Annotated in this window: 22 protein-coding genes, 1 pseudogene and 1 riboswitch; of the genes and pseudogenes, 10 read left to right on the top strand and 13 right to left on the bottom strand. The window is 63.9% G+C overall.

Going from position 1 to position 25,746, the window contains the following annotated elements; genetic code table 11:
• The first annotated feature begins 227 nt into the window (after window positions 1–227).
• Window positions 228–436: riboswitch (cobalamin riboswitch) on the top strand.
• A gap of 98 nt (window positions 437–534) precedes the next feature.
• The 4 genes from cobW to FS665_RS21265 are packed head-to-tail and all read left to right on the top strand — an operon-like array spanning window position 535 to window position 7,041.
• Complete coding sequence (cobW, locus tag FS665_RS21280; RefSeq protein WP_145193026.1) at window positions 535–1,602, top strand: cobalamin biosynthesis protein CobW; 1,068 nt, start codon at window positions 535–537, stop codon at window positions 1,600–1,602.
• A gap of 3 nt (window positions 1,603–1,605) precedes the next feature.
• Entirely contained in the window at window positions 1,606–5,367 is a 3,762-nt protein-coding gene (gene cobN / locus FS665_RS21275; RefSeq protein WP_145193023.1) for a cobaltochelatase subunit CobN, read from the top strand.
• A gap of 1 nt (window position 5,368) precedes the next feature.
• A complete protein-coding gene (locus FS665_RS21270; RefSeq protein ID WP_145193021.1) occupies window positions 5,369–6,373 on the top strand; it encodes an ATP-binding protein in 1,005 nt (334 codons plus the stop codon).
• Window positions 6,374–6,408: 35 nt separating this feature from the next.
• On the top strand, window positions 6,409–7,041 hold the full coding sequence (locus FS665_RS21265; RefSeq protein ID WP_145193019.1) for a VWA domain-containing protein: 633 nt from the start codon (window positions 6,409–6,411) through the stop codon (window positions 7,039–7,041).
• 109 nt (window positions 7,042–7,150) lie between these two features.
• Here the strand turns inward: FS665_RS21265 and FS665_RS21260 are convergent, their stop codons facing one another.
• Complete coding sequence (locus FS665_RS21260) at window positions 7,151–7,417, bottom strand: hypothetical protein (RefSeq protein ID WP_145193017.1); 267 nt, start codon at window positions 7,415–7,417, stop codon at window positions 7,151–7,153.
• Between the two features lie 346 nt (window positions 7,418–7,763).
• Between FS665_RS21260 and FS665_RS21255 the strand changes: the two genes are divergently transcribed.
• Window positions 7,764–9,089, top strand: a complete 1,326-nt coding sequence (locus FS665_RS21255) for a sigma-54 dependent transcriptional regulator (protein WP_145193015.1) — start codon at window positions 7,764–7,766, stop codon at window positions 9,087–9,089.
• Here the strand turns inward: FS665_RS21255 and FS665_RS21250 are convergent, their stop codons facing one another.
• From FS665_RS21250 to FS665_RS24015, 11 genes and pseudogenes are all read right to left on the bottom strand, one after another.
• Window positions 9,090–11,312: an LTA synthase family protein gene (locus FS665_RS21250; protein WP_145193013.1), complete on the bottom strand. Its 2,223-nt coding sequence runs from the start codon at window positions 11,310–11,312 to the stop codon at window positions 9,090–9,092.
• Window positions 11,313–11,414: 102 nt separating this feature from the next.
• Window positions 11,415–12,713, bottom strand: a complete 1,299-nt coding sequence (locus FS665_RS21245; protein ID WP_145193011.1) for a transporter — start codon at window positions 12,711–12,713, stop codon at window positions 11,415–11,417.
• A gap of 47 nt (window positions 12,714–12,760) precedes the next feature.
• A complete protein-coding gene (locus FS665_RS21240) occupies window positions 12,761–13,510 on the bottom strand; it encodes a hypothetical protein (protein WP_145193009.1) in 750 nt (249 codons plus the stop codon).
• A gap of 32 nt (window positions 13,511–13,542) precedes the next feature.
• Window positions 13,543–14,223 (bottom strand): C39 family peptidase, encoded by a 681-nt coding sequence (locus tag FS665_RS21235; protein ID WP_145193008.1) that lies wholly within the window; start codon window positions 14,221–14,223, stop codon window positions 13,543–13,545.
• 69 nt (window positions 14,224–14,292) lie between these two features.
• Window positions 14,293–15,774, bottom strand: coding sequence for a heme utilization protein (locus tag FS665_RS21230; RefSeq protein ID WP_145193006.1), 1,482 nt, complete (start codon window positions 15,772–15,774; stop codon window positions 14,293–14,295).
• Window positions 15,775–15,821: 47 nt separating this feature from the next.
• Window positions 15,822–16,400, bottom strand: coding sequence for an adhesin (locus tag FS665_RS21225; protein WP_145193004.1), 579 nt, complete (start codon window positions 16,398–16,400; stop codon window positions 15,822–15,824).
• A gap of 1 nt (window position 16,401) precedes the next feature.
• Complete coding sequence (locus FS665_RS21220) at window positions 16,402–16,833, bottom strand: hypothetical protein (protein ID WP_145193002.1); 432 nt, start codon at window positions 16,831–16,833, stop codon at window positions 16,402–16,404.
• A 296-nt stretch (window positions 16,834–17,129) separates the two neighbouring features.
• A complete protein-coding gene (locus FS665_RS21215; protein WP_145193000.1) occupies window positions 17,130–17,681 on the bottom strand; it encodes an AAA family ATPase in 552 nt (183 codons plus the stop codon).
• Window positions 17,678–18,244: a nicotinamide riboside transporter PnuC gene (gene pnuC / locus FS665_RS21210; RefSeq protein ID WP_145192999.1), complete on the bottom strand. Its 567-nt coding sequence runs from the start codon at window positions 18,242–18,244 to the stop codon at window positions 17,678–17,680. The genes FS665_RS21215 and pnuC overlap by 4 nt, the downstream gene beginning before the upstream one ends.
• Before the next feature lie 119 nt (window positions 18,245–18,363).
• Window positions 18,364–19,098, bottom strand: a complete 735-nt coding sequence (locus tag FS665_RS24020) for a methyl-accepting chemotaxis protein (RefSeq protein WP_371921309.1) — start codon at window positions 19,096–19,098, stop codon at window positions 18,364–18,366.
• Window positions 19,099–19,236: 138 nt separating this feature from the next.
• Window positions 19,237–19,908, bottom strand: a pseudogene (locus tag FS665_RS24015) (cache domain-containing protein); the annotation flags it as partial.
• Window positions 19,909–20,297: 389 nt separating this feature from the next.
• On the opposite strand from FS665_RS24015, the gene FS665_RS21200 reads away from it, so the two are divergent.
• From FS665_RS21200 to FS665_RS21180, 5 genes are all read left to right on the top strand, one after another.
• A complete protein-coding gene (locus FS665_RS21200; RefSeq protein WP_145192994.1) occupies window positions 20,298–21,128 on the top strand; it encodes an undecaprenyl-diphosphate phosphatase in 831 nt (276 codons plus the stop codon).
• Window position 21,129: 1 nt separating this feature from the next.
• Complete coding sequence (locus tag FS665_RS21195; RefSeq protein ID WP_145192992.1) at window positions 21,130–21,567, top strand: DUF1294 domain-containing protein; 438 nt, start codon at window positions 21,130–21,132, stop codon at window positions 21,565–21,567.
• A gap of 114 nt (window positions 21,568–21,681) precedes the next feature.
• Window positions 21,682–22,635, top strand: a complete 954-nt coding sequence (locus FS665_RS21190; protein WP_145192990.1) for a LysR substrate-binding domain-containing protein — start codon at window positions 21,682–21,684, stop codon at window positions 22,633–22,635.
• A 134-nt stretch (window positions 22,636–22,769) separates the two neighbouring features.
• Window positions 22,770–23,381 carry an FMN-dependent NADH-azoreductase gene (locus FS665_RS21185; RefSeq protein ID WP_145192988.1) on the top strand — a complete coding sequence of 204 codons (612 nt, stop codon included), beginning with the start codon at window positions 22,770–22,772 and terminating at the stop codon, window positions 23,379–23,381.
• Window positions 23,382–23,512: 131 nt separating this feature from the next.
• Window positions 23,513–24,556, top strand: coding sequence for a dienelactone hydrolase (locus tag FS665_RS21180; protein ID WP_145192986.1), 1,044 nt, complete (start codon window positions 23,513–23,515; stop codon window positions 24,554–24,556).
• On the opposite strand, the gene FS665_RS21175 is transcribed toward FS665_RS21180, so the two are convergent.
• A complete protein-coding gene (locus FS665_RS21175) occupies window positions 24,518–25,711 on the bottom strand; it encodes an MFS transporter (protein WP_145192984.1) in 1,194 nt (397 codons plus the stop codon). The genes FS665_RS21180 and FS665_RS21175 overlap by 39 nt on opposite strands.
• Window positions 25,712–25,746: the final 35 nt, after the last annotated feature.

Here is a 25,746-nt window from a genome sequence, read left to right as displayed (position 1 = left end):
CGGGGGTGCTACGCACCCTGGGCCCTCCAGACGCCTACGCTCGGCCTCCTGAGGTCGCAATTTGCGTTGCCTGAACTATCGCGCGCTTAGAAGCAACAGCAAAAGCAAAGCAAAAGCACACAGCAACAGCACACAGCAACAGCACACAGCAACAGCAACAGCAACCGCACCGCACCGCACCGCACCGCTGCGCGTTGCGCAACGGTTGACCACCTGCCGGGCCACGCGTAGCCTTGCCGCTTCGAGGTTCTTCGGCCAGGCCGAAGCTAAGACGGGAACGCGGTACAAGCCGCGGCTGCCCCCGCAACTGTAAGCACCGCTAACGGATCGACACAGCCACTGCGCCCTACCCGCGGGAAGGCGTCATCCTACCGGCCGGTTGACACCGGCCGGAACGCTGCAAGCCAGGAGACCTGCCTCGTCACGATTTCGACTTTCAACCGGGCGGGGTGATCCGGTGGCGAACGAGCCCGGCTGGCCTTGCTGCGGCTTTCGTCTCCTGTGCCCGCGCCATCCTGCACAGGGCACCGCGACATGAAAACACTGGCCAAGCTTCCCGTCACCATCGTTACCGGCTTTCTCGGCTCCGGCAAGACCACCTTGCTGCGCCACATGCTCGACAACGCCCAAGGCCGCCGCATTGCCGTGATCGTCAACGAATTCGGCGAGTTGGGCATCGATGGCGAAATCCTCAAGCAGTGCAGCATCGGCTGCACCGAAGAAGAGGCCAACGGTCGCGTCTATGAACTGGCCAACGGCTGCCTGTGCTGCACCGTGCAGGAAGAGTTCTTCCCCGTGATGCGCGAACTGGTCGCACGCCGCGCGGACCTGGACCACATCCTCATCGAAACCAGCGGCCTGGCACTGCCCAAGCCCCTGGTACAAGCCTTCCAGTGGCCCGAGATCCGCAACGCCTGCACCGTCGACGCCGTCATCACCGTCGTCGACAGCCCTGCAGTCGCTGCCGGCACCTTCGCCGCCTACCCCGATCAAGTCGATGCCCAGCGCAAGCTCGACCCCAACCTGGACCACGAATCACCGCTGCATGAACTGTTCGCCGACCAACTGGCCAGCGCCGATCTGGTGGTGCTGAACAAAGCCGACCTGATCGACGCCCAAGGCCTGGCCAAGGTTCGCGCCGAAGTCGCCGAAGAACTGCCGCCTGCAGTCAAGGTCATCGAGGCCAGCAGCGGCCGCCTGCCGCTGGACGTGCTGCTGGGCGTCGAAGCGCAGTCCGAGGCACACATCGACAGCCGTCGTACCCACCATGATTCGCACCATGACGGCGACGATCACGATGATCACGACCACGATGCCTTCGACTCGATTTCCATCGACCTGCCTGAAGCCGATGAGCGCCTGCTGCTCGAGGCCCTGAACCAGCTGGTGGTGGAGTTCGGCATCCTGCGCGCCAAAGGGTTCGCCGCGATTCCCGGCAAACCCATGCGCCTGCTCGTGCAGGGCGTCGGCACCCGCTTCGACAAGCACTTCGACCGCGCCTGGCGCGCCGACGAGCCGCGCCTCACCCGCTTGGTGCTGATTGGCCAGGATCTTGATGCCGCACTCCTGGAAAGCCGTCTGCGCCAGGCCCTGGGCGCCTGATCCATGCACCTGCTGCGCACTCAGCCCGGTGGTTTCGTACCCGATGACAGCATCGCCGACCTCGGGCAGACACCTGCCGAGCTGGTGATCCTGTGCAGCGGTGATTCGCACCTGGCGCTGTTGGCCGATACCGCCGAGCATCTGCCTGCCGATTTCCCAAGCCTGCGCCTGGCCAACCCGATGCAGGTACAGAACCATGCCTCGGTCGATCTCTACATCGACCAGGTCTTGCGCCATGCCAAGGTGATTCTGGTGTCGCTGCACGGTGGGGTCGGCTATTGGCGCTATGGCGTCGAGCAGCTGGTGGAACTGGCGGCGGAGGGGGTGGAGCTGATTCTGGTGCCCGGTGATGACCGCCCCGACCCCGAGCTGACGGGGCTGGGGAGCGTCACCGGCGAGGCGGCAGAACGACTTTGGCATTACTTGCGCCAAGGCGGGCACGGCAATGCGCTGAACCTGTTCAACTGCCTGGCCACCCAGTGGCTGGGGCGCGACTACCACTGGGATGAGCCGAAGCCGTTGCCGCGCACGTCGGTGTATCACCCGCAAAAGCCTGCCGCGCAGCTTGAGGATTGGTATGGCCAGTGGAATCCACAGCATCCGGTGGCGCCCCTGCTGTTCTACCGCTCGCACCTGCAGGCCGCCAATACCGCGTTCATCGACGTGTTCTGCCAACGCCTGCAAGCCGCAGGGCTCAACCCGCTGCCCATCGCCGTGGCCAGCCTGAAGGAAAGCGCCTGCCTGGAGCAGGTCGAGGCGTGGCTCGATGAGGTAGAAGCCGAGGTGGTGATCAACACTACAGGCTTCGCCATGTCGAGCCCAGAGCGGCCCAATCTGCGGCCGCTGCGCCGCGACATTCCGGTACTGCAGGCCATCTGTGCGCAGGACAACCAGCCTGGCTGGGAGGCCAGCGAGCAGGGCCTGGGCGCGCGCGACCTGGCCATGCACATTGCCTTGCCGGAACTGGACGGGCGCATCATCACGCGCCCGGTGAGTTTCAAGGACATGGCCTGGCGCAGCGAGCGCAGCCAGTCCGACGTGGTGTGCTACCGCGCCCACCCCGAGCGCATGGACTTCGTCGCCGAGCTGGCGCGGCGCTGGGTGGCGCTGGCGCGCGTGCCCAACCAACAGAAACGCGTGGCCCTGGTGCTTGCCAACTACCCGACCCGCGACGGGCGCATCGGCAATGGCGTCGGGCTGGACACCCCGGCGGCCGCGCTCAATATCCTCCAGGCCATGCAGGCGGCGGGTTATCCAGTGGCGGACTTGCCCAGCAGCGGGACGCAGCTGATCCATCGTCTGCTGGGTGGCGTGACCAATGACCTCGACCATCTCGACCAGCGCCCTTGCGCGCAGAGCCTGAGCCTCGATGAGTACCAGGCCGCGTTCGCGCGCTTGCCTGAGGCCAACCGCCAGGCTGTACTCGAGCGGTGGGGCGCGCCTGAGCAGGATCCAATGTTCCGCGCTGGGCGGCTGATGGTGGCGGGCCTGCGCTTCGGGCAGACGTTCGTTGGCATCCAGCCGGCACGCGGTTATCAGCTCGATCCAAGCGCGGTCTATCACGACCCCGACCTGGTGCCGCCCCACGGTTATCTGGCCTTTCACTTCTGGTTGCGCCACGCCTATGCGGCCGATGCGGTGATTCATGTCGGCAAGCACGGCAATCTGGAGTGGCTACCAGGCAAAGGCGTCGGCTTGTCCGCGCAGTGTTGGCCGGACGCACTGCTCGGCCCACTGCCCAACATCTATCCGTTCATCGTCAACGATCCAGGCGAAGGCGCGCAGGCCAAACGCCGTACCCAGGCGGTGATCATCGACCATTTGATGCCGCCGCTGACGCGTGCCGAAACCTACGGCCCGCTGCGCGACCTGGAACAGCTGGCCGACGAATTCTACGAAGCTCAGTTGCTCGACCCGCGGCGTGCCCGTGAATTGCAGGGCGATATTCTGGCGCTGGTCAAAGCCAACCACATCGACCGCGAATTACAGATCGAAGGCCAGCTGGACGATGCGGCGCTGTGGCTGCCGCGCCTGGACACCTACCTGTGCGACCTCAAGGAATCGCAGATTCGCGATGGCCTGCACATTTTCGGCCAGTCACCCCAGGAGCGACTACGCCTGGACACCTTGCTGGCATTGCTGCGCGTCGAGCGCGGCGACGGTCGAGGTGGCAATGCCAGCTTGCTGCGCACGTTGGCCAAGGCGTTGGCATTGGGCATCGACCCGCTGGACTGCGACCTGGGCCAGGCTTGGTCTGGCCCGTCGCCGGCGTTGTTGCAGGCAGTCAGCGATGACGCTTGGCGCACCCAGGGTGACACCCGCGAGCGCCTCGAGCTGCTGGCCCTGCAGTTGATCGAGCAGGCGCTTGCGGGCCATGTGCAGTTGCCAGAGCAGGCGCAGTGGCAGCCCGTGCAAGACGTACTCGATGCCCTGTGCACGCAGGTCGCGCCCAGTCTGGACGCCTGCGGCGCTGCCGAAACAGCTGGGCTGCTGGCTGCGCTGGCCGGGCGATTCGTCTGCGCAGGGCCCAGTGGCGCACCCAGCCGTGGGCGCCTGGACGTGCTGCCGACCGGGCGCAACTTCTTTACCGTGGATGTGCGCAACCTGCCGACCACCACCGCCTGGCGCCTGGGTTTCGCCTCGGCCAACCTGATCCTGGAACGGCACCTGCAGGAACACGGCGATCATCTGCGTCAATTGGGCTTGTCGGTGTGGGGTACCGCGACCATGCGCACCGGTGGCGACGACATCGCCCAGGCCATGGCCTTGATGGGCGTGCGGCCGGTGTGGGCGCAGGGCAGCCAACGCGTCGATGACTTCGAGATTCTGCCGCTGGGCGTACTCGACCGTCCGCGGGTAGACGTGACGCTGCGGGTTTCAGGGTTCTTCCGGGATGCCTTCGCCAACCTGATTCGCTTGTTCGATGCCGCCGTTCAGGCGGTGGCGGCACTCGATGAGCCCGATGCGCTCAACCCTTTGGCTGCGCGCGTGCGCAGCGAGCGCGCCAGCCTTCAGGCGCAGGGTGTGGCGCCAGAGCAGGCCGCGCGGCAAGCCGGCTGGCGGGTATTCGGGGCCAAACCTGGCGCCTACGGCGCTGGGGTGCAGAACGCCATCGACGGGCGCCTGTGGCAGAGCCGCGACGACCTCGCGCAGGTGTATCTCAACCACGGCAGCTACGCCTACGGCGCCAGCGACGAGGGCACTCCGGCGCGGGCCCAGTTCGCCACGCGCCTGGGGCAGGTGCAGGCGGTGGTGCAGAACCAGGACAATCACGAGCACGACCTGCTTGATTCCAATGATTACTATCAGTTCCAGGGCGGCATGCTGGCGGCCGCCGAGAGCCTGTCCGGCGCAGCGGTGGCCAGCTATCACGGCGACCATAGCCAGGCCGACCGGCCGCGCATCCGCACCTTGAAAGAAGAACTCAACCGCGTCATGCGCGCCCGCGCGCTCAATCCGAAGTGGATCGACGGCGCCAAGCGGCATGGCTATAAAGGTGCCTTCGAGCTGGCCGCGACGGTGGACAACCTGTTCGCCTTCGATGCCACCACCCACTTGATCGATGATCATCATTATCAGTCGCTGGCCGATGCCTATGTGCTCGACCCGGCGACCCGCGACTTCATGCGCGAGCACAACCCCGAAGCCCTGCGCGACCTCACCGAACGCCTGCTCGAAGCCCAGCAACGCGGGCTGTGGCAGTCGCCTGGTGACTATCGCGAGGCGCTCGAGGAACAGCTGCTCGATGGCGAGGAACAGGCTTGAAATGAGTGACCCCATACAGTTTCCGCTGGCTGCCGTAGTGGGCGCCGAAGACCTCAAGCTTGCGCTGTGCCTGACCGCCATCGACCCGAAGATCGGCGGCGTGCTGATCGAAGGCCCGCGCGGCATGGCCAAGAGTACCCTGGCCCGCGGCCTGGCCGACCTGCTCGGCGAGGGGCCGTTCGTGACGCTGCCGCTGGGCGCCAGCGAAGAACGGCTGGTCGGCACCCTGGACCTGGACGCCGCGCTCGGGCAAGGCAAGGCGCAGTTCAGCCCGGGTGTTCTGGCCCAGGCCGATGGCGGCGTGTTGTATGTCGATGAGGTCAACCTGCTGCCCGATACCTTGGTCGACCTGCTCCTCGACGTGGCTGCTAGCGGTACCAATCGGGTCGAGCGGGACGGTATCTCCCACCGGCACGCTGCGCGTTTCGTGTTGATCGGCACCATGAATCCCGAAGAAGGTGAACTGCGCCCGCAACTACTCGACCGCTTCGGCCTGAACATTGCCCTCGAAGGCCTGCCGCCACCCCAGGCGCGGCAACAGATCATCCGCCGCCGGCTGGCGTTCGACGCCGATCCACAGGGGTTCTGCGCACACTGGGCCGAGGCCCAGGCCCAGTTGCGCCAGCGTTGCCAGGCTGCACGCCAGCGCCTGGAGGCGATCGCACTGGATGACCAGGCCCTGAGCTGGATCACCGAGCGCTGCTTTGCTGCTGGTGTCGACGGCCTGCGTGCCGATCTGGTCTGGTTGCGCGCCGCCCGTGCCCATTGCGCCTGGCGCGCGGGGCAGGCGATCGCGCAGAGTGATGTCGAAGCGGTGGCCGAATTTGCACTGCGGCATCGCCGCCGCACACCCCCTGAGGCACCGCAGTCTGCCACCCCACCTGGGGCCACTGGTACTCAGGGCAGGCACGATGACGGCGGCCAGGGCAATGACGGCGCCTTGCCCGCGCAGCCAGTCGCCAGCGGGGCGCGGCGTGAGGTGCCGAACTGGGCAAAAAAGCCCTGAGCATCCGTCAACCTTCCCTTGAGTTGGCGGATGCCATGCCCAGCCCCGGCAAGCTGGCCGGCACTGCCCGCGGCCGCGCCCGTGCGGCCTCCCGCGGGCGCGTGGCATGGCTGGCAACGTTGCTCAAGGGGCGTCCGAAATCACGTCAGGATTTGTGCTGGCAGCAGCGTCATGCGCAGGCCACCGAGGTCTGGCTGGTCATCGTCGACGCCTCGGCATCGACCCGGCGGCACCAGGCCCTGGCCCAGTGCAAAGGCTTGTTGGCCCAGCTATTCGACCAGGCCTATCGGCAACGCGCGCGCTTGGCGTTGCTGACGGCCAGCGGCGCAGAGCCGCGCTGGCAGCGCCATGGGCTGAAGGCCTCGGCCAGCCTGCAGCCTTGGTTGCAGGCATTGGGGGCAGGGGGTGGGACGCCCTTGATCGCATCGCTTGAGCAAGCACGGCGCTGGCTCGAAGCCTGGCAAAAATCCCATCCCGATCAAGTGCAACGTTGCCTGGTGTTCACCGATGGCAGATTGCAGCGCTGGAAAGCGGTGCAGCCCATGCCCTGTGCCACACTGCTGGTAGACATCGAATTGGCGCCAGTGCGCCTGGGACGTGCCCGGCAACTGGCAGCCGAACTACACGCTGACTATCAGCATCTGCAGCACTTCAAAGTCCTGGAATGACCGTTTCGCAGCGTCGCAAGTTATAAGCTTCAAAGTTGCTGGCTACAAGAAAGAGCGTGGCATTCGTGACGGCTCTTTCTTGCAGCGGGCAGCGTGCAACTTGGCGCTGCTACTTGGGCATGGACCAAGGTTGCAGGTCATAACCTTTCTGGCAAAGCTCGGCGCGTACTTCTTCGATCAGGCTCGCCCACTGGGCGAGGTCGGAGTAAATGCGCGAAGACACCTGCTTGCTGCCGATCCGGGTGTTGGTCCGGTCGATCACCGCCAGGCTCAGCTCGCCAGTGCCGTTGGGCGCGTCCCAGGCTACGCACTGGAAAGGTTCGAAGGCGTGGTCGGCAATCAGCAAGGCTTCGTTGACACGGAGCGGGGCATTCATGGTTCGGTCTCTCTTTGGTCCCAAACAGCGAAATGAGGTCCGCTTGACTGCTCTGTCGCATGAATAGATTGAGCGATCTGCAGCGCGGGGTTATTTGTACTGATGCTCCAAGTTGGGGGTGGAGTCACACAGCGGCGGTAAAATTTATTGCTGGACGGCGGATTAAATTTTTCACGCGCCGCCTGTGACGTTTTTCAATTTGAAAAATTCCCGAAGCACTTTCTACATCCCGTCATCGGCAGACAGACGGTCGTGGGCAGCGTCAAGTTCGTTGCTACTGTTAACTGGGCGCCGCAACTTGCTGTTTTAGCGAAAAAAACCCAACAATTGGCGCCAAGGAACGGTCATGCCCGATACTGCCGCGCTTCGCCGTCTATTGATCGTCGACCCCTGTGAGGATTGTCACCGTCTGCTGCCGGGCTTGGCGGGTGCCGGATGGGAGGTGCATTCCTGTGGCCTGGACCTGGCGTTGGAGCATCCCTGCGACATTGGCCTGCTGCGTCTGCAGGAAGCGCACCTACGCCATCCGGACGCGGTCAAGGACATGATCAAGCGCAGCAATACCGAATGGATTGCCGTGCTCGATGCCGAGCAACTGCGCCTGCAGAATGTTGGCGACTTCGTCTGCGAATGGTTCTTCGACTTTCACACTCTGCCGTTCGACTACTCCCGCGTGCTGGTCACCCTGGGCCGCGCCTTTGGCATGGCCCGCCTGCGCGGCAAGGGCAGCGTCACCGTCGACGAGCAGGCGCATGAACTGCTGGGTGATAGCCGGCCAATCCTCGAGCTGCGCAAATTGCTCAGCAAACTGGCGCCTACCGAGTCGCCGGTGCTGATCCGTGGCGAAAGCGGCACGGGCAAGGAATTGGTAGCGCGGACCCTGCACCGGCAATCACAGCGCCGCGAGATGCCGTTCGTGGCCATCAATTGCGGGGCGATCCCCGATAACCTGATTCAGTCCGAACTGTTCGGCCACGAAAAGGGCGCGTTCACCGGGGCGCACCAGCGCAAGGTCGGGCGCATCGAAGCGGCGCATGGCGGCACCTTGTTTCTCGATGAAATTGGCGACCTGCCCCTGGAGTTGCAAGCCAATCTGCTGCGCTTTCTGCAAGAAAAGCACATCGAGCGGGTCGGTGGCAGCCAGCCGCTGGCAGTCGATGTACGGGTGTTGGCGGCAACCCATGTCGACCTGGAAAGAGCCATCGAACAAGGGCGCTTTCGCGAAGATCTGTATTACCGGCTCAACGTGCTGCAAGTGGTGACAGCGCCGCTGCGTGACCGGCACGGGGACCTGTCGATGCTCGCCAACCACTTTGCGCATTTCTACAGCGTGGAAACCGGCCGCCGTCCCCGGTCCTTCAGCGACAATGCCCTGGCGGCCATGGGCCGGCACACGTGGCCAGGCAATGTCCGTGAGCTGGCTAACCGTGTCAGGCGCGGGCTGGTGCTGGCCGAAGGGCGCCAGATCGAGGCGCAAGACCTGGGTTTGCAGGTGCAGGAGCCAGTCGATCAACCCCTGGGAACGCTGGAGGACTACAAGCACCGGGCCGAGCGCCAGGCATTGTGCGACGTGCTCGATCGACACAGCAACAACATGAGCATCGCGGCCAAGGCGCTGGGAATTTCACGGCCGACGTTCTACCGCCTGCTGCACAAGCATCAGATCCGCTGATCAACTCGACTGGGCGATGTGCCCGTCGGAAAAGTCCTCGACCGGGTCTTCACTGTCGGGCTCGCCCGTGATTACGCTGAAGTCGCTGATTTCCACCTCGCCGCCGCCATAACCGAGCAGGTGAAAGGAAAACGCCTTGCGTTGGGTCGGGTTGGCGAAGCTGAATTCCATGTCGAGCGGGCTATCGGCCGTGACGGCCATTTCCGGCGGCAGGCCCAATGGTACGTCCTGTTCGAATTCCTTGGCCTTGAGCTGGATATAAGCCGTGTGGTTTGCATCCAGCGCGCGAACCTTCACCCTTACTCGGGTCAACGAGCCTTCTGGCATCTCGAGGTACTGCGCGCCGATCAGGTTATCCGCCCAATCGTCATCGACCTGGGGCCGAAGCGCGATGGCAGCAGGGCTGCCGAATTGATAGCGCAGGTTCAGTGGCGTTTGCAGCAGCGATTGATCGAGCACACCGGCCAAGGCGCCGATCTGCGCACCGACGCCAGCCTCGGCCAGGCCCAGGTACCTGGCCTGGGAGGCTATGAAGCCCGGGCTTTCATAGCGGCGGCAGCGCTGCTGAAAATCGCACTCGGTGAGCACGCCCTTGCCGTCGTGATAGCGTAGCATACCGTTGGTATAGGCGATCATCTCGCGACCGCTGTCGTAGTCGCGAAACAGCGAGCGCCCGCCAAGCGCGAGCGGTATGGGCAGGGCGAAGTAGTCCAGCAGGGAGGCGGCCAGATCGACGTGGCCGTAGGTGCCCGGCTTGATACGCGGCAGTTGCGCCTGCTCAGGCGCCAGGGTCAGGTTGAAGCCCCACGACGAAGCCAGGCGCACGCCGTCTATGCCATGTGATTCATCCGAGGTAATGACGACCAGGGTGTCTTCGAGCACGCCCTGGCGTTCAAGGCCTTCCAAGAATGCCCCGAGGGCGTCATCGAGGTAAGCCACGGCCGCCTGCTTGGCGGTGGCGAAACGCTGCAGGTAGGCCTCGGGCGCCGAATAGGGCTGGTGGGTCCCGACTGTCAGCAGGGTGAGCAGCCAAGGGCGCTGCTGCTGGCGCAGCTGGCTTACGTAGTCCAATGCCCCTTCGAAAAACGCCCTGTCGTCCTTGCCCCAGGGAAAGTCCAGGTAGTTGGCGTTGCCGAACCATTCCTGGCCATGCACCGAGTCGAAGCCGACGTGGGGCATGATGCGGTCCTTGGCCATGAAGCGCAGGCCGGCACCTTGCAGGTAATGGGTGGCGAAACCGGCCTGGCGCAACTGGTTCGGCAAGCAGGCCTGGTTGCGCACCTGCTGGGTCAACAGCTCGACGCCTTTGGGCGTGCCGTTGGCCAGCTTGTCGTAGTCGCCGCACAACATCGCATACAAGCCGCGAATGGTCTGGTGGGTGTGCAGCACGTAGTCTGGGGTGTTCATGCCGCGCTCTGCCCAGTGGCTGAGATTGGGCATGAGGTTTTCCTCGAAGCGGCTGCCCACGGCCTGGCGATTGCCGGCAATGTAGGCGCCGGGAATGCCTTCGAGGGTGATCACCAACAGATTGCGGGCACGCCCCGGAGCGCCCAGCAGCTTCTGGCCGCTCAGGTCATGCTGCGTCAGCCCAGTACTGGGTAATGGCGTAAGCACAGGCGCCTGGCCAGCCCACTGCTCGACGCGCCGTTGGGCATCGCCCACCGCAGCGGACATCAGCTGATGCGGCAGGTTGAACTGGCGCCACTGATCGGCGTCGCTGGGAAGCAGGTGTTGTCCCGCCCAGTGCGTGGCCAGCAGGGCTGTCGCAAGCGCGTAGCTGCTTGCCTTGAAGGGACGCCCCGGCTGTTGGCGGCTACGCCACGCGCTGCATAGCCAGATGGCCAGCGCAGCGGCCAGCAAGGGCACCAACCAGGGATGGGCGAGGCCGCCGCCGGTGGAGTTTTCCATGAACTGCGGGTCGAACAGATAGGTCAGGTCCGCAGCGTTGGGCAGCCTGCCGACGGCACTGACCAGTTCCGCCGAGGCCACCCATAGCGCGGCCCAGGCCACGAGTACCGGCAAGGCCAGCCACCACGGGCGGCGCTGCAACAGCAGCACGAGCACGCTGCCCAGCGCGAGGTCCGACAGGTAACCGAACGGATTGGACCAGCCAAGCAAGGTGCGCACCCCCATGGGGATGATCAGCACCAAGGTCAGCAGGGCCAGCAACCGGATCCGAGCGGGGCCAAGCAGGTTTTTCACGCACACTTTCCTTATTGACATGAAATCGTCACACATATGTGCGCGATGATAACAGGCCGGTTTCAGGAAAGCCGTGGTCTACAAGGTTGGTAACCAATTGCGGGGCGCCGCGCGCCCCGGTCATCAGAAGTAGTACGGGAATTTCAGGCTGAAGGAGAAGTCCGGCGCGTCATCGGTCAAGCCGATGGACAGGTTCGGCACGATGGTCAGGTTATTGCTGGCAGCGAAGGTCATGCCGATGTTGAAGTTGGCGGCGTTGTAGTCACTGTTGGTCACTGACTGCCAATCGCCGCCGTCTGGCTTGATCTTGCTCTTGCGCGAGAACTGGTCGGTGACCGAGAACGACATGCTCATTTTTTCGTTCAAGGCGAAGGCGATACCGCCGCCCACCTGCCAGGAGTCGCCGAGCTTGACGTCGCCCGGCACCTTGGTGTTGACCTGTGGGCTGATGTCGCTGAACGAGTCCTGCATGTTGTAGGTGTACTGCACGCTGGCGAACAGCACGGCCGGGTCGAAGGTCTTGACCAGCGACAGGCCCGGCGAGATCGACCAGACGCCGTTGCCGGTCGGCAGGTCTTCCGGCACCGCCAGGTTGTCGTTGCCAGGGCTCTGGATCAGCTTGATGCCGTAAGGGTCCTTGCCGGTGGGGGCCTTGACCCGCAGCGTGGCAACAGCATCCGGCCAGGTGTCGTCTTCGTCGAGGAACTTGTAGGCGACGCCGACGTTGACGTCGCCGATCGCCGGGTCACGGGTTACCGATTCGTCGTTGGTGATCCCGGCAGCGCCCCCGGCGCCCCCGGAAGAGTAGGTGGACTGGCGGTAGACGATCGGCACGTTTATGTCGAACTGCCAGCGCTGATCGACGTTGTAGCGTGCGGTCAGGTCCAGCGTCCAGTTGTCGGCCTTGATGCGGTCGATGTTGATGTTGCCGAGGAAGATCGAATCCAGCGCCAGGAAGCCGTTGAGGGTCAGGGCGCGGGTGTCGTAGTGGGTGTAGGTGACGCCGGTCTCGACGCTGAACTTGCCGCCGCCGAAGAAGCCGCTGGCTTCGTCATACAGGTTGGACACGCTTTGCGCAGGCTCGGAATTGTCCTGCAGCGATTGCCCATAGGAGCTGCCGCTGGCGCCGCCGGTGGTCCCCGGCGCGCCAGAGGCCACGGTCTGGCCGCCCCTGACGCCTTCGGCCGGGGACTTGGTCAAGCGCTTCGGTGCCGGCTGTGCGGGGGCTTCCTCGACCTGGCGCAGCCGTTGTTCGAGCACCATCAGTGCGTTCTGTTGCGCTTCATAACGCTGCTTGAGCGCGAGCAATTCCTGTTTGAGTGCCTCGACCTGGGGGTCGGTCGCCGCCTGAAGCAGCGTGGCCGGGGCCAGTGTTGTTGTAGTTATGCAAACGATAGCTCTGAACGTCAACAAACGGTGCATGGATTCGTCGTCCCTTCTGACTGCATACGATGAGACTTGAGCGTAGATCAGTATCCGAGATTGCGAAGCCCTTTGAGTTGATCCAGATTGGCGCTGACGCCTCCGCTTGCCGCTGGGCTGTCGCGCAGTACCACATTGAGCGAGGTGAGGTTGCTGACACGGTTGCTGGAGCCTAGCAACGTGGTGTTCTGCATCAGCCCACCCTGGCCCAGGCGCTGCAGGCTGCTGCCCTGGTTGGCGCTGGCGACGATGTTCATCTGCACGCCTGCGCTGCCGGCCGAGACGCTCATTGTCCCGGCGCCGTTGGCGCCCACCAGGGTGCCGCCCGCCGCCAACGCCTGGCCCTGCGGCTGGGTGGCCGGCGCCTGGTCGCCCTTGCTGACGTTGATGTCGACATTGTTGTGGGCCATGTTGAAATCGCCGGCGGCGCGCACCACCTGGGTCACCCCCTCGGTGGTGTTCAGGCCGCTGCCGCCGGTGACCGTCCCGGTGCCCGGGGTCCCCGAGGCGTTAGCGACGCCAGCGCCATGTTCATCGATCATCGACACGTAGAACTGCGGGGTGATGGTCGATTGCTGAACCTGCATGGTCGACGTCGCACCGATCACCTGACCATTGGCGTTCTGCCAGGTGCTGGTCATGACGATGCCGAAGCTGACGATGCGTCCGGGCATCACGTAGCGCCCGCGCAAGCCGGCCAGCTCCTGATCTTTCAATTCGATCGGTTTGAATGTCTCTGCCTGGGTTGGCAGGCTGGCGGCCAGGCACACGGCTGCCAGCCACAGGGAAGTCTTCATGAGGTGCTCCTGAAGCGTCATGCCCTACAGCGTTAGAAGAAGTCGCTCTGGATGAACCCGAAGTCCATCAGCTCTGCGTCCTGTACCGGTTTGAAGTTGCTGACCTGGCCCTTGGCGCTCAGGGGCAAGGGTGGATCGAGCAGGACGTTCTGCTTGTCGTAGCCTTGGCCGATCACGGCGAAGATGATGCCGTTCCAGCCCTTGACGAAATCATCGAGCTTGAAGCGTTTGTGGCCCAGTACCGGGTCGCCGATGTAGACCCAGCCACGGTCGACTTTCTGCATGACCACGAAGTGCTTGTAGCCACGAATGTCCATCAGCACCACCACCGGGATGCGGATGCTGTGCAGGGTGTCGGGTGCCACTTTGTAGCCACGTGCGCGCATGCCCAGGCTTTCGACGTATTTCTTCATGTCGAGCATCGAGAAACCCTGGGTGCGGACCAGGTCCTGGTTGGCGTGGGCCAACATGCCCTCGATCACCTGGTGCTCATCGACATCGAGCCAGTAGGCCTGACGCAGAATGGTCGCCAGCGACGCTGCACCGCAGCTGAAATCGGTCTTTTGCTGAACCAGGTCGACGAACTTGCGTTCGCGGATGCTCTGGATCGGTTTGTAGATCACTGCACCGCCTGGCAGCACGGACAACGGCATTTGCGAGGCTTCGCCGGTAGCGGCAAGGCTCAGCAACAATGCCAAGGCGAAAATACGCATGCTCCACGCCCCCCTGTCTTTTTCTTGTTAGACAGAGGCTCCCCGTAGGGAGCCTCTGGACCGGCGCTGTTACATCGAGGTGTTGGAGATGGCCAGCGAGTTGCTCTGCTGGTTGCCCACACCGGCTGCCACGTTGACGCCCAGGTTGCCACTGCCGCCATTGACCGAACCGCTGAGGGTTGCGGTATTGGTGACTGGGTTGGCCCAGCCGGTAGGGGTCAGCACCTGGAACGACACGGTGTTGCTCAGGGCAAACTCGCTAGACTCGCTGAAGCTCTTGGAGATGCTGTCCGAAGACTGCGAGGCCGTTTCGCCAGCTTTGTCGTAGGCCGACTCGTTGGCTTTGTCCCATGCCGAGGCGTTGGCTTTCTCGTAGGAGGTATCACGCGCCTTGTCGTAGGACGAGTCGCGGCTACGGTCATACGAAGAATCGTAGGCACGGTCGAAAGAGGCGCTCAGCGACTTGTCGAACGACGAATTGCTCGCCGACTCATGCGACTTGTCGACCGACGCGTCCAAGGATGCGCTGAGCGAGTTGTCGAAGTCCGAGTTTTGCGAGCGGGTGAAGTTGCCGAAGGTCTGCGACGACGAAGCACTGCCGTTGGCGCTGGCATCGAGCGAGGCGCTGAGGGTAGTGTTGGACGACGAACTGTGGTCGCTGCTGGCAGAGCCGTTGGCTGCCCAGTTGTTCGAGCCGCTGGCGCTGGCGCTGTTGCTGCCGCTTGCGCTGCTGCTGTTCGAGCCACTGGCGGTCAGGCTGGTAGAGCCGCTGGAGCTGCTGTTGTGCGAGCCGCTGGCGCTGCTGCTGTTGCTGCCCGAGGCGCTGTAGCTGGCGCTGGCGTTCTTGTCGACGCTGGCATCGTACGAGCCGCTGCGCGAAGCCGAGCCGCTGGAGGAGGTGGTGAAGGTCAGCGTGTCGACGGTGTAGGTGCGGTCGGCAGCGTTGTTCACTTCCAGGCCAGGGCCAGTCTGGTTGGCCGAAGCGGTAGCAGTGGAATTGCCGATGGCCGCCGAGTTGTTGGCGATCGCCATGCTGTTTTTCTGCTGGTTGAGGTCGCCGCCGGCGATGTTGATCCCCACGTTACCACTGCTGCCTTCAGCAGAGCCGCTCATGACGGCCGAGCTTTGCGTACCCCAGTTGTTGACCTTGTTGCCATTGCTGCGCTGGGTGATTTCGGCAGTGGCATTGGAGGTGCCGAACACGAAGCTGTTGTCGATGGCTGCGTTGTCGGAGGCAGTATTGGCAATGGCCGAGGCGTTGGCCTGCTGGTTGCCATTACCGGCCGCGACGTTGACGCCGACGTTGCCACTGGCACCGGTGCCGGAGCTGCTCATTTCGGCTTCGTTGATGGTGCCCTGGTTATTGATGGTGTTACCGGTGCTGCGCTGCCCGTCATTGGCGTTGGCCGTGGCATCGGTCAGCACTGCACGGGCGGGTGGGGTGTAGTTGTAGCCATTGCCACGACGATCGTTCTGGCCCGCTTGTGCAGCAACAGCCATGACCGCAGCAATTGCGAAAACCAGAGGCTTGAGTGCCATCGAAGGTTTCATGGTGTCTCTCCGTGTGTAGGTTAAGTGTTGTTCTTTACCTGTCCGGGTCAGTTCGCGACCCTTACGCTCAGGGTGTTTGCCGTCTGGTTGCCCACCCCAGCGCTCTGATTCAGCTGAATGACCCCACGGCTACCGGTGAACGCCTGATCACCGGTGGTGACCTGGCGATAGCCGGGCGAGGTATCAGCTGGATCGGAGTTGTTGACCAGCGCCACGTTCTGCTGCAGAAGGACGCTGTCGTCGATGCTTTGCGGTTGTGTACTGATGCTGATGCGCAGGGCGTTGGCCTGTTGGGTCGCGGCGCCGGCGCTTTGGTTCACGCCCAAGGCACCACTACCGTTGCTGAAGGCGTCGCCTTGGATGCTGGCGCGCGCGCCCATGTTGGGGTCGACGATGGCCTGCTGGCGCTGTTGAATCTGTGTGGTCGCGCGTGCTGCATCACCGCTGGACAGGGCGCGGGCGTTGGCCTGTTGCTGTTGATCGCCGGCAGCCTGGTTGACGCTGAAGTTGCCCTGGTAGCGGGCACCGGAATTGTCGATGGTGGCGTCGTTGATCTGCGGGACTGGCGATTGCGCCAGCGCCGAGGCGCTGCCCAGCAGGGTCAGCACAAGCAGCGTGATCCTCATCTCATTTGCCTCCGGTGAGGATCTGCAACGGGGCCAGGCCGCGTTGCACGCTGGAATTGACCATGTTGGCAATGCCATTGCCACCGCCCGTGCCACGCCCAGCGGCCATGTTTGGCAATTGCGTCTGGTTGCCAATGTTGCCGCCGAGGTTGTTGGTCTGCTGGGTGATCAACGAGGAGATGCCGGTACCGCTGGTGATGTTGGCGAAGTCGCCGTCACTGAGCTCGTTGGTCTGCTTGACCACATACGTCACGGGATTGGCATTGGCGGTGGTAGGGTAGGGGTCGGGCGCCAGCGGTGCGCGCACGGCCATGCGCGGCTGCACATCGCGGGTGATGGTGATGATGCCGTTGTCAGCCAATGCCGGCAGCACCGCTGCCCATCCACATCCGACCAGCAGCAGGCCAGCGATGCCTTTATCCAGTTTCCCCATGGCGGCTACTCCTTCCTCGAGCGCTGGTCTGTTCAGCGTTGCGAGGGAGTAGAGCGAAATGTGTGCCGCTTTTGTTTATTGCATGTGAATCAAGCGGTTGCAGCACCTAGCTGACTTCACCGAGGGTTTTCCTGTATCAGCGCTGAGACACCTTTCCTGACCGATGGCGTTTTGCCTAGCAGGCGCCTGACATCCCGGAGGTTTTCACGAATGTTTCACACGCTTGACACTTGTGCAGGCCAGGCGCATTGCACATTGAATACAGAGGGTTAGCGTGGGGCATGTGTGTCACCGCATTAACACTCCGTAGGACAAACCGGTAATTTGCCGTGCAACAAGTGCTGTATCGCCTGCAGGGCCGTTGCACTGCGCTGCGGCCAGCCGCCTTCGATGACCTGAAAGTTTTGCCCGTGGCCTATCAGCCATCGACGGCTGGCTTCAAAAAAAGCCTGGCGGTCCGCAAGGGCTGGCTGGCTGCGCTGGCCGTCGTCGACCCAGCCCACCCCCTGCGGGCTCAGCAGCAGGTGCAAGTGATAATGGCGGGTGAGCAGGGCCTGTTCCAGCCAGATGGGGCAGTCGCCGAACAACGCCTGGCTCCAGAGCATGTTGCTCAGCAAGTGGGTATCGAGAATCAGCAGCTCGGGCGCTTGCTGGCGGGCATGGTCTTCCCATGCCAATTGCCCCTGAGCGATGCTCGGGATGTCGGCGTAGCACGTGTCACGACCTTGCTCGTCGATGAAGTGGCGCACGTATTCAGGCACCACGACGCCGCCGAAATGGCCTTGGATTTCGCCGCTGAGCCAGCTTTTGCCGCTCGACTCCGGGCCGCACAGCACCACCACTTTCATCCGTGCACCAGGGCCGGGTCACGGCGCCATTCCAGCCAGCCGCGCACCGCGATGACGGTCAGTACGACGAAGAAGCCTGCAGTGAAATACAACCCCTGGTGCAGGTACTGCCCGACGTAGGCGACATCGATCAGCATCCACAGGGGCCAGCATTGCAGGCGCTTTTGCGCCATCCACAACTGCGCCACCAGGCTGAACCCGGTCAACGTCGCGTCCAGCCACGGCAGGGCGGCATCGGTCCACGTCGACATGCCCGCGCCAAGCGCCACGCTCAGCACCAGCCCACCGAGCAAACCCAATGCCAGCGCCGCTGCCGGCAAGCGCGACACGCGTCGGGCGTCCTCGACGCGGCCGGGGCGCTTCCATTGCCACCAGCCATACAGCTGCAACAATGCATAGGCGCCTTGCAGCAACATGCCGGAATACAGCTTCACCTCGAAGAACAACTCGGCATAGATCAGCACCGCAGCCAGGCCGATCGGCCAGCACCAGGCGTTCTGTTTGACGGTGAGCCAGACGGCAGTGATGCCGAGCACGGCGGCGATGAGTTCAAGGCCGGACATCGGCGATCCTTGGCGGGGGGAGGGCGGCGATTGTAGCCTGTGCTGGCCGGCAGGTGTAGGCGCGTGCGGCTTTGGCCCGCGCGCCAGCCGTTGGCGTCGCGGGCCGTTGCCGCCGCGCGTCAGACGCGGAACTGGCGCAGCAGCTGTTCCAGCTGGTCGTTCAGGCGTCCCAGCGCCACCCCTGCATCGCTGGACTGTCGCGCCGCTTCGGCCGCCTGTTGCGAGATACCGGCTGTGTCTAGAACGTTGCGGTTGATTTCCTCGACTACATGGGCCTGCTCTGAGGTTGCGCTGGCGATCGAGGCGTTGAGCGTGGTGAGGTTGTGCAGTGACTGGCTGATGGCTTCGAGGCTGCTGCCGGCTTCACGGGCTTGCTGGACGGTCTGGTGCGATGCTTCACTGCTGGTGTCGATGGCCTTGACGGCGGCATCCGACTGGCTTTGCAGGTGCTCGATCATGGTGTGGATCTCGGCGGTCGATTGCGCCGTGCGCTGGGCCAGCAAACGCACCTCGTCGGCCACCACCGCAAAGCCTCGGCCTTGCTCGCCGGCGCGGGCGGCTTCGATGGCGGCGTTCAGCGCCAGCAGATTGGTCTGCTCGGCGATGGCACGGATCACCTCGAGCACACCGCCAATCCGGGTGCTGTGCCCGGCCAGCTCACGGATCACCTGCACCGCCTGCTCGATGGTTGCCGACAGGCGATCGATCTGCTGCAAGCTGCCGTGGATCGCCTCCTGCCCATGCTCGACCTGCTGCTGCGCAGCACGCATTTCACCAGCGGCCTGCTTGGCTGTTTCAGCCACATCGTGCACGGCGTAGGTGACCTCGTTCACCGCCGTGGCCACCTGGTCCATCTGCAGCGATTGCTGGGCACTGTGCTGCTGCGCCGCGCTGGCGCTGTCCCCGACGTGACCGGCTGACTGCGCCAGGGCCTGCGCGGCATCTTGTAGTTGGCCGACCACGCCTTGCAGCTTGCCGTTGAACTGATTGAAGTGCTGGCCCAAGTGACTGATCTCGTCGCGGCCCTGGGTGTCCAGGCGCCGGGTAAGGTCGCTTTCGCCGCTGGCAATGTTGCCCATGGCCTGCACGGCAGCTTGCAGCGGACGGGCGATGCTGCGGGCGATCAGCATGACGACCAAGGCCATCAGCAGGGCAATGCCCAGGCCGAGCAGCGAGGCGTCGCGCAACTGGCGGGCGAATTCGGCCTGTACATCGTCGACATATACGCCGGAGCCGATGATCCAGCCCCAGGGTTGAAACAGCTGGATATACGAGGTCTTGGCGACCGGATCGCTAGCGCCCGGTTTGGGCCAGCGGTAGTCGACCGGGCCTGCGCCTTGTGCACGGGCCAGGGCGACCATTTCGTTGAACACGGCAAACCCGTCCGGGTCGCGAATCGCCGAAAGGTCCTGGCCATCGAGCTTGGGATTGGCCGCGTGCATGACCATTCGCGGGGTCAGGTCGTTGATCCAGAAATAGTCGTTCTGGTCATAACGCAGCGCCCGCACCACCTGCAAGGCCTGCTGCTGGGCCAACTCGCGAGTGAGCGTGCCTGCCGCCTCCAGGCCCTGGTAGTAAGCCAACACGCCCGCTGCCGTCTGCACGACATGGCGGGTCTTTTCCGCCTTGGCCTGGTACAGGTCGCCGTGAATCTGGCGCAGCATCAACAGCCCCAGCACCAGCAACATGCCTACCGCCACCACCAGGATCAGCCACAAACGACGGCTGATCGACATCGACCTCAATGCCCTCATCGAATCCACTCCTGCCTTGTTCTTGTTATTCAGGTACATGCAAGCATGCTTTGTCGGCGCCAGGCACCCGACTAATGGCTAAGTGCTAGTAACTGGCAACTTTGTCACCGGGCGTGCGGGTGTTTACCGTACCGCTTTGCTAGGATCTCGGCCGCGCAAGATGAAACCTTTAGCCGCAGTGAACTTTTCCCCTGGCATCGGTCCCAGGAGTCGCTGTAAAAAGGCGCGCCCGGCGTGGCAATCACCAGCACATCAAAAAATAAGGGGCCTGCAACGAGCAGCGCTCCATCGGGGGAATGATGGATTTTTGGACCGCCTTTCAGGCAATCATCTTGGGCGTGGTCGAAGGGCTGACGGAGTTCTTGCCGATTTCCAGCACCGGCCACCAGATCATCGTCGCCGACCTGATCGACTTCAGCGGTGAACGGGCGATCGCTTTCAACATCATCATTCAGCTGGCGGCGATCCTGGCGGTGGTGTGGGAGTTTCGCGCCAAGATCCTCGACGTGGTGTTCGGCCTGACCAGCCAGCCCAAGGCACGGCGTTTCACGGGCAACCTGCTGATCGCGTTCATGCCGGCCGTGGTGCTGGGCGTGTTGTTCGCCGATCTGATCCATGAGTACCTGTTCAACCCGATTACCGTGGCCGCAGCGTTGGTGGTGGGCGGGGTGATCATGCTCTGGGCCGAGCGCCGCGAGCACCAGGTGGCGGTCGAGCACGTCGATGAAATGCGCTGGAGCCACGCCTTGAAAATCGGTTTCGTGCAGTGCCTGGCGATGATTCCTGGCACTTCGCGCTCCGGGTCCACCATCATCGGTGGCCTGCTGTTTGGCCTGTCACGCAAGGCGGCCACCGAGTTCTCGTTCTTCCTGGCCATGCCCACCATGGTGGGTGCCGCGGTGTACTCGGGCTACAAGTACCGCGACCTGTTCCAGCCCGGGGATCTGCCAGTGTTCGCCATCGGCTTTGTCACTTCGTTCATCTTCGCCATGATCGCCGTGCGCGCCTTGCTCAAGTTCATCGCCAATCATAGCTATGCGGCGTTTGCCTGGTATCGCATCGTCTTTGGGCTGTTGATCCTGGCGACCTGGCAGTTTGGCTGGGTCGACTGGTCGACGGCGCACGGCTGACATGGCCCGCTCTGAGACGACGGCGCCGCGCAACGGCGCCAAGCGGGCAGACGGTGGTGGGCGCCATGGCCGCTGGAAACTGTTGGTGTTGGCGCTGCTGTGCCTGCTGCCGGGCCTCGGCGCGCTGAAGATGGGACTGGACGGGCACACCTGGGTGCCGCTGGCGCTGTACCCACTGGCCAGCCTGATCAGCGCGCTGCTGTACTGGCAGGACAAGCGCCAGGCCCTGCACGGCGCCTGGCGCACGCCGGAAAAAGTGCTGCACGCCAGCGAGCTGTTGGGCGGCTGGCCCGGCGCGCTGGTGGCCCAGCAGCTGCTTCGACACAAGACCCGCAAGCTGTCTTATCAGCTGGTGTTTTGGGCGATTGTGCTGGTGCATCAAACGGTATGGGTCGACTATCTGTTCCTGGGCAGTCGTTTTCTGCCGTTCGTTGCTTGAAGCCAAGGCCCGCCACACGAGTGAACGGCCAGGCATCCTGAAGCTCGCAAGCGTCAGGACATGCCTGAGCTTCCCTGCGATAATGCCGCACGTCCCCAGCCAGCGGATCGCCCCGTGTTTGACTTCAACGAACTGTACTATTTCGCCCAGGTGGTCGAGCACAAAGGCTTCGCTGCTGCTGCGCGCGCCATTGGTATCCCCAAGTCCAAGCTGAGCCGCCGGGTCCTGGCGCTCGAGGAGCGGCTTGGCGTGCGGCTCATACAACGCTCGACACGCAAGTTCACCGTCACCGAAATTGGCCAGGACTATTATCGCCACTGCGTCGCCATGCTCATCGAGGCGGATGCTGCCGAGAAGGTCATCGAGCAGTCCCGGTCCGAGCCCCACGGCCTGATTCGCGTGAGCTGTCCACCAGCGCTGGGCGCCATGGGTGTGAGCGATGCCATGGCGAAGTTCATGGTCGCTCACCCCAAGGTGCAGATTCAGGTAGAGAGCACCAATCGGCGCGTCGATGTGCTCGGCGAGGGCTTTGACATCGCACTGCGCGTGCGTTTTCCGCCGCTGCAGGATGAAAACCTGTTCCTCAAAGTGTTTGGCGAAAGCTATCAGAAACTGGTAGCCAAGCCTGCGCTGGTCGAGGGCCTTGGCCTGGACGTACCTGGCGATCTGGTCGGGCTGCCGAGCATGGACCTGGCGCCGGCCAATCGCGACCACCGCTGGGCCTTTATCGGGCCTACAGGTGATCGGGTGGAGGTGCCTCACTCGCCGCGCTTGGTCACGGCCGACCTGGACGCCTTGCACCGTGCTGCGCTTCAGGGGGTAGGCGTAGTACAGATGCCGGAGGTCATGGTCCGGCGAGATCTGGAGGCTGGGCTGCTGGTCGAGGTATTGCCGGCTTATCGACCTCCTAGCGGGCTCATCCATGCGGTTTACCCGTCGAAACGCGGTTTGCTGCCCTCAGTGCGGGGGTTGATCGATCTGTTGGCTGAGGAGCTTGGCGCGAATGCCGAAGCCGATCGCAAGGCGTGCATGGCGGCAGGCAAACTCCCGCCGGCAACCGCTCGCTGAGCGGCCTTCCGGCATTGTTCCATTGGTGGGACGAACTAACGCGTTTTCAGCAGCTTTTCAGTCATTCGTCATCTCGGTAGGATTCTCGCCATCGTAACCGCCCACCGCTGCGGTCTTCATTACAGGAGCGTCCTATGAAATTGCTGCACATCGATTCGAGCATCCTTGGCGATAATTCCGCCTCTCGCCAGCTGAGCCGTGACGTGGTCGAGGCCTGGAAAGCCGCCGACCCAAGCGTCGAGGTGGTTTATCGTGACCTGGCCGTCGACGCCATCGCGCATTTTTCCTCCGCGACCTTGATGGTGGCTGGCACCCCGGAAGAAGCGCGCGATGCCGCCCAGGCATTCGAAGCCAAACTCAGCGCCGAAACCCTTGAGGAATTCCTCGCTGCCGATGCCGTGGTGATCGGTGCGCCGATGTACAACTTCAGCGTGCCGACCCAGCTCAAGGCCTGGATCGACCGCGTCGCCGTCGCCGGCAAGACGTTCCGCTACACCGAAGCTGGTCCCCAGGGCCTGTGCGGTGACAAGAAAGTGGTGCTGGTTTCGACCGCAGGTGGCTTGCATGCCGGCCAGCCGACCGGTGTTGGTCATGAGGACTTCCTCAAAGTGTTCCTCGGTTTCATCGGCATCACCGACCTGCAGATCGTCCGCGCCCATGGCCTGGCCTACGGCCCGGAGCAACGCACCCAGGCGCTCGACGCCGCGCAAGCGCAAATCGCAGGTGAGCTGTTCGCAGCGGCCTGATCATGCGTTGCTAGACCCGCCGGCTGATGCGCCTAGCGCCAGCCGGTTTTTTCATCCATTTTTCATCTGCCAGCGGCAAGCCAGCTCTATGCTGACGCTAACCTCATGCTCGTCGTGGAATGCACTGGCCGATGAACACCTTGCGCTGCATGCTGGCGGTGCTACTGGGCGGGCTGATCGCCCAGGCCGAGGCCGCGCCTTGGGTCGCTGGCCTTCACCAGATGATCCTGGATGACCCAGTCGATGCCCGGCCCATGCAGGCCCTGGCGTTCTATCCGGCCCACGGCACGCCGCGCACTGCGCGCATCGACGGTTACTCGCTCGACGTAGTGCGGGAAGCGCCAGTGGCCCGGGGGCAATTCCCGCTGCTGATGCTGTCCCACGGCAACACCGGCAGTCCGCTTGCGCTGCACTACCTGGCGACCAGCCTGGCGCGCCAGGGCTTCGTGGTGGTCGCGGTCATCCACCCCGGCGACAATGCCCGCGACCCCAGCCGCCTGGGTACTTTGAGCAACCTCTACGGCCGGCCTCTGCAAGTCAGCGAGGCGATCAGCGCCGCCCGCGAGGACACCTTGCTGGGCCCTGCCCTGAACGACGGCAAGGTGGGGGTGATCGGCTATTCGGCAGGGGGTGAAACTGCGTTGATCCTATCCGGCGCGCAGCCAGATCTGCAGCGGCTGCGCACCTATTGCCTGGAGCGCCCCAGCGACGCCGACGCCTGCAAAACCCACGGTGTGCTGATTGCCGACCGCAGCGAGCTGGCGCCCAAGGCCGATGCGCGGGTCGGCGCCTTGATGCTGATGGCGCCGCTGAGCCTGATGTTCGGCCGCCATGCCCTGGCTGGTGTGCACGTACCGGTGCTGATCTACAGCGGCGACGGCGATCAGCTGGTCGCGGTCGACCGCAACGCAGAGGCTCTGGCGCGCAAGCTGCCGATCACGCCTGACTACCATTTGCTGGCAGGCGCCGGACACTTCGTGTTCATGGCCGGTTGCGATGCGCCGCAGCGCGCACGCATGCCGGCGCTCTGCAAGGACGCCGAGGGCGTCGATCGCAGGCATATTCATCGCTCGCTGCAGCGTGATACGGCCGCCTTTTTTTCTCAAGCTTTGGGCGCAGCAGCGTCGATCGAAGCCTCAGCGGCGCTGGCCCCGCCGCGCCAGGGCCAGCGTTAGGCCAACGCCTGCCAGGGCAAGCAGGGCGGCCACGCCGAAGATCGAGGCGTAACCCAGGTGCACCGCCACTGCGCCCATCAATGGCCCGGCAATCGCCAGCGCCATGTCGAAGAATACGGCGTAAGCGCCCAGCCCGGCGCCGCGGCTGCTGCTCGGTACCTGCTTGATCGCTTCGACGCCCAGCGCCGGGTACACCAGCGACAGACCAAAGCCCGTCAGCCCGGCGCCTACCAGCGACCAAGCCGGCGACGGTGCAAGCCACAGCAGCGCCAGCCCCAGCACTTCAGTCGCCATGCAGGCCACGGCCACGTTGTAGCCGCCAAAGCGGTTCACCGCATTGACGAACAGCAAGCGTGAAACGATGAAGCACAGGCCGAAGGCGCTCAGGCACCAGGCTGCACCTACCCAGCCGCGTTCCAGGTAGTACAGGGTCACGAACGTGGTCAGCGTGCCGTAGCCGATCGAGGCCAGGGTCAAGCCCAACCCGCAGGGTGCCACACGCGCGAATGCCGACCAGAACGGCAGGCGCTCGCCGCGCGTCACCGGCATGTCGGGGCGCTTGCGCAGGACCCATAGTGCCAACCCTGAGAGCAGCAGCAGGGCAGGGCCGAGCACGCTGAAATCCAGGCCAGCCACTGCCAGCACGCCCAGCGGCGCACCGATGGCGATGGCGCCGTACGAGGCGATGCCGTTCCAGGAAATCACTCGCGCCGTGTGCTGCGAGCCGACCTGATTGATGCCCCAACTCAGGGTGGCCACGCCGATCAGCCCTTGCGCCAACCCCAGTAGCACGCGACCGCCGAGCAGCAGCCCCAGGCTCAGAACAGGCACACTCAACGTCCAGGCCGACAACAGCGTCAACACGCCGCAGCCGGCGATGCCGAGCAAGCCAAAGCGGATTGCCCGTTTGCCACCCAGGGTGTCGGCCACGCGCCCGGCAAACGGACGGCTGAGCAGGGTAGCCAGGTATTGCAAGCCAATGGTTACCCCGGCGATCACCGCGCCAAAGCCGAGCTGGTCATGCACGTAGCTGGGCAGCACCGCGATCGGCAGGCCGATGCAGAGAAAAGCGATGAAGGTATAGAAAACGATCGAGAGGATCTGCAGGGTGACGCTGAAGGTGCTGCTGGCGGGGGCGTGTTGTGGCGCGGTCATGGGCTCGTTCGCGGGCGGGCGGTTGGGCGTGCCGT

It is taken from the genome of Pseudomonas sp. URMO17WK12:I11, assembly GCF_007677725.1.
GTDB lineage: Bacteria > Pseudomonadota > Gammaproteobacteria > Pseudomonadales > Pseudomonadaceae > Aquipseudomonas.
This window is presented reverse-complemented; position numbering and strand designations above follow the sequence as displayed.

Excerpts from the sequence above, each read along its gene's own strand:
- cobW (WP_145193026.1), top strand. The coding sequence starts at position 535 with ATGAAAACACTGGCCAAGCTTCCCGTCACCATCGTTACCGGCTTTCTC.
- cobN (WP_145193023.1), top strand. The coding sequence starts at position 1,606 with ATGCACCTGCTGCGCACTCAGCCCGGTGGTTTCGTACCCGATGACAGC.
- FS665_RS21270 (WP_145193021.1), top strand. The coding sequence starts at position 5,369 with ATGAGTGACCCCATACAGTTTCCGCTGGCTGCCGTAGTGGGCGCCGAA.
- FS665_RS21265 (WP_145193019.1), top strand. The coding sequence starts at position 6,409 with ATGCCCAGCCCCGGCAAGCTGGCCGGCACTGCCCGCGGCCGCGCCCGT.
- FS665_RS21260 (WP_145193017.1), bottom strand. The coding sequence starts at position 7,417 with ATGAATGCCCCGCTCCGTGTCAACGAAGCCTTGCTGATTGCCGACCAC.
- FS665_RS21255 (WP_145193015.1), top strand. The coding sequence starts at position 7,764 with ATGCCCGATACTGCCGCGCTTCGCCGTCTATTGATCGTCGACCCCTGT.
- FS665_RS21250 (WP_145193013.1), bottom strand. The coding sequence starts at position 11,312 with ATGTCAATAAGGAAAGTGTGCGTGAAAAACCTGCTTGGCCCCGCTCGG.
- FS665_RS21245 (WP_145193011.1), bottom strand. The coding sequence starts at position 12,713 with ATGCACCGTTTGTTGACGTTCAGAGCTATCGTTTGCATAACTACAACA.
- FS665_RS21240 (WP_145193009.1), bottom strand. The coding sequence starts at position 13,510 with ATGAAGACTTCCCTGTGGCTGGCAGCCGTGTGCCTGGCCGCCAGCCTG.
- FS665_RS21235 (WP_145193008.1), bottom strand. The coding sequence starts at position 14,223 with ATGCGTATTTTCGCCTTGGCATTGTTGCTGAGCCTTGCCGCTACCGGC.
- FS665_RS21230 (WP_145193006.1), bottom strand. The coding sequence starts at position 15,774 with ATGAAACCTTCGATGGCACTCAAGCCTCTGGTTTTCGCAATTGCTGCG.
- FS665_RS21225 (WP_145193004.1), bottom strand. The coding sequence starts at position 16,400 with ATGAGGATCACGCTGCTTGTGCTGACCCTGCTGGGCAGCGCCTCGGCG.
- FS665_RS21220 (WP_145193002.1), bottom strand. The coding sequence starts at position 16,833 with ATGGGGAAACTGGATAAAGGCATCGCTGGCCTGCTGCTGGTCGGATGT.
- FS665_RS21215 (WP_145193000.1), bottom strand. The coding sequence starts at position 17,681 with ATGAAAGTGGTGGTGCTGTGCGGCCCGGAGTCGAGCGGCAAAAGCTGG.
- pnuC (WP_145192999.1), bottom strand. The coding sequence starts at position 18,244 with ATGTCCGGCCTTGAACTCATCGCCGCCGTGCTCGGCATCACTGCCGTC.
- FS665_RS24020 (WP_371921309.1), bottom strand. The coding sequence starts at position 19,098 with ATGGACCAGGTGGCCACGGCGGTGAACGAGGTCACCTACGCCGTGCAC.
- FS665_RS21200 (WP_145192994.1), top strand. The coding sequence starts at position 20,298 with ATGGATTTTTGGACCGCCTTTCAGGCAATCATCTTGGGCGTGGTCGAA.
- FS665_RS21195 (WP_145192992.1), top strand. The coding sequence starts at position 21,130 with ATGGCCCGCTCTGAGACGACGGCGCCGCGCAACGGCGCCAAGCGGGCA.
- FS665_RS21185 (WP_145192988.1), top strand. The coding sequence starts at position 22,770 with ATGAAATTGCTGCACATCGATTCGAGCATCCTTGGCGATAATTCCGCC.
- FS665_RS21180 (WP_145192986.1), top strand. The coding sequence starts at position 23,513 with ATGAACACCTTGCGCTGCATGCTGGCGGTGCTACTGGGCGGGCTGATC.
- FS665_RS21175 (WP_145192984.1), bottom strand. The coding sequence starts at position 25,711 with ATGACCGCGCCACAACACGCCCCCGCCAGCAGCACCTTCAGCGTCACC.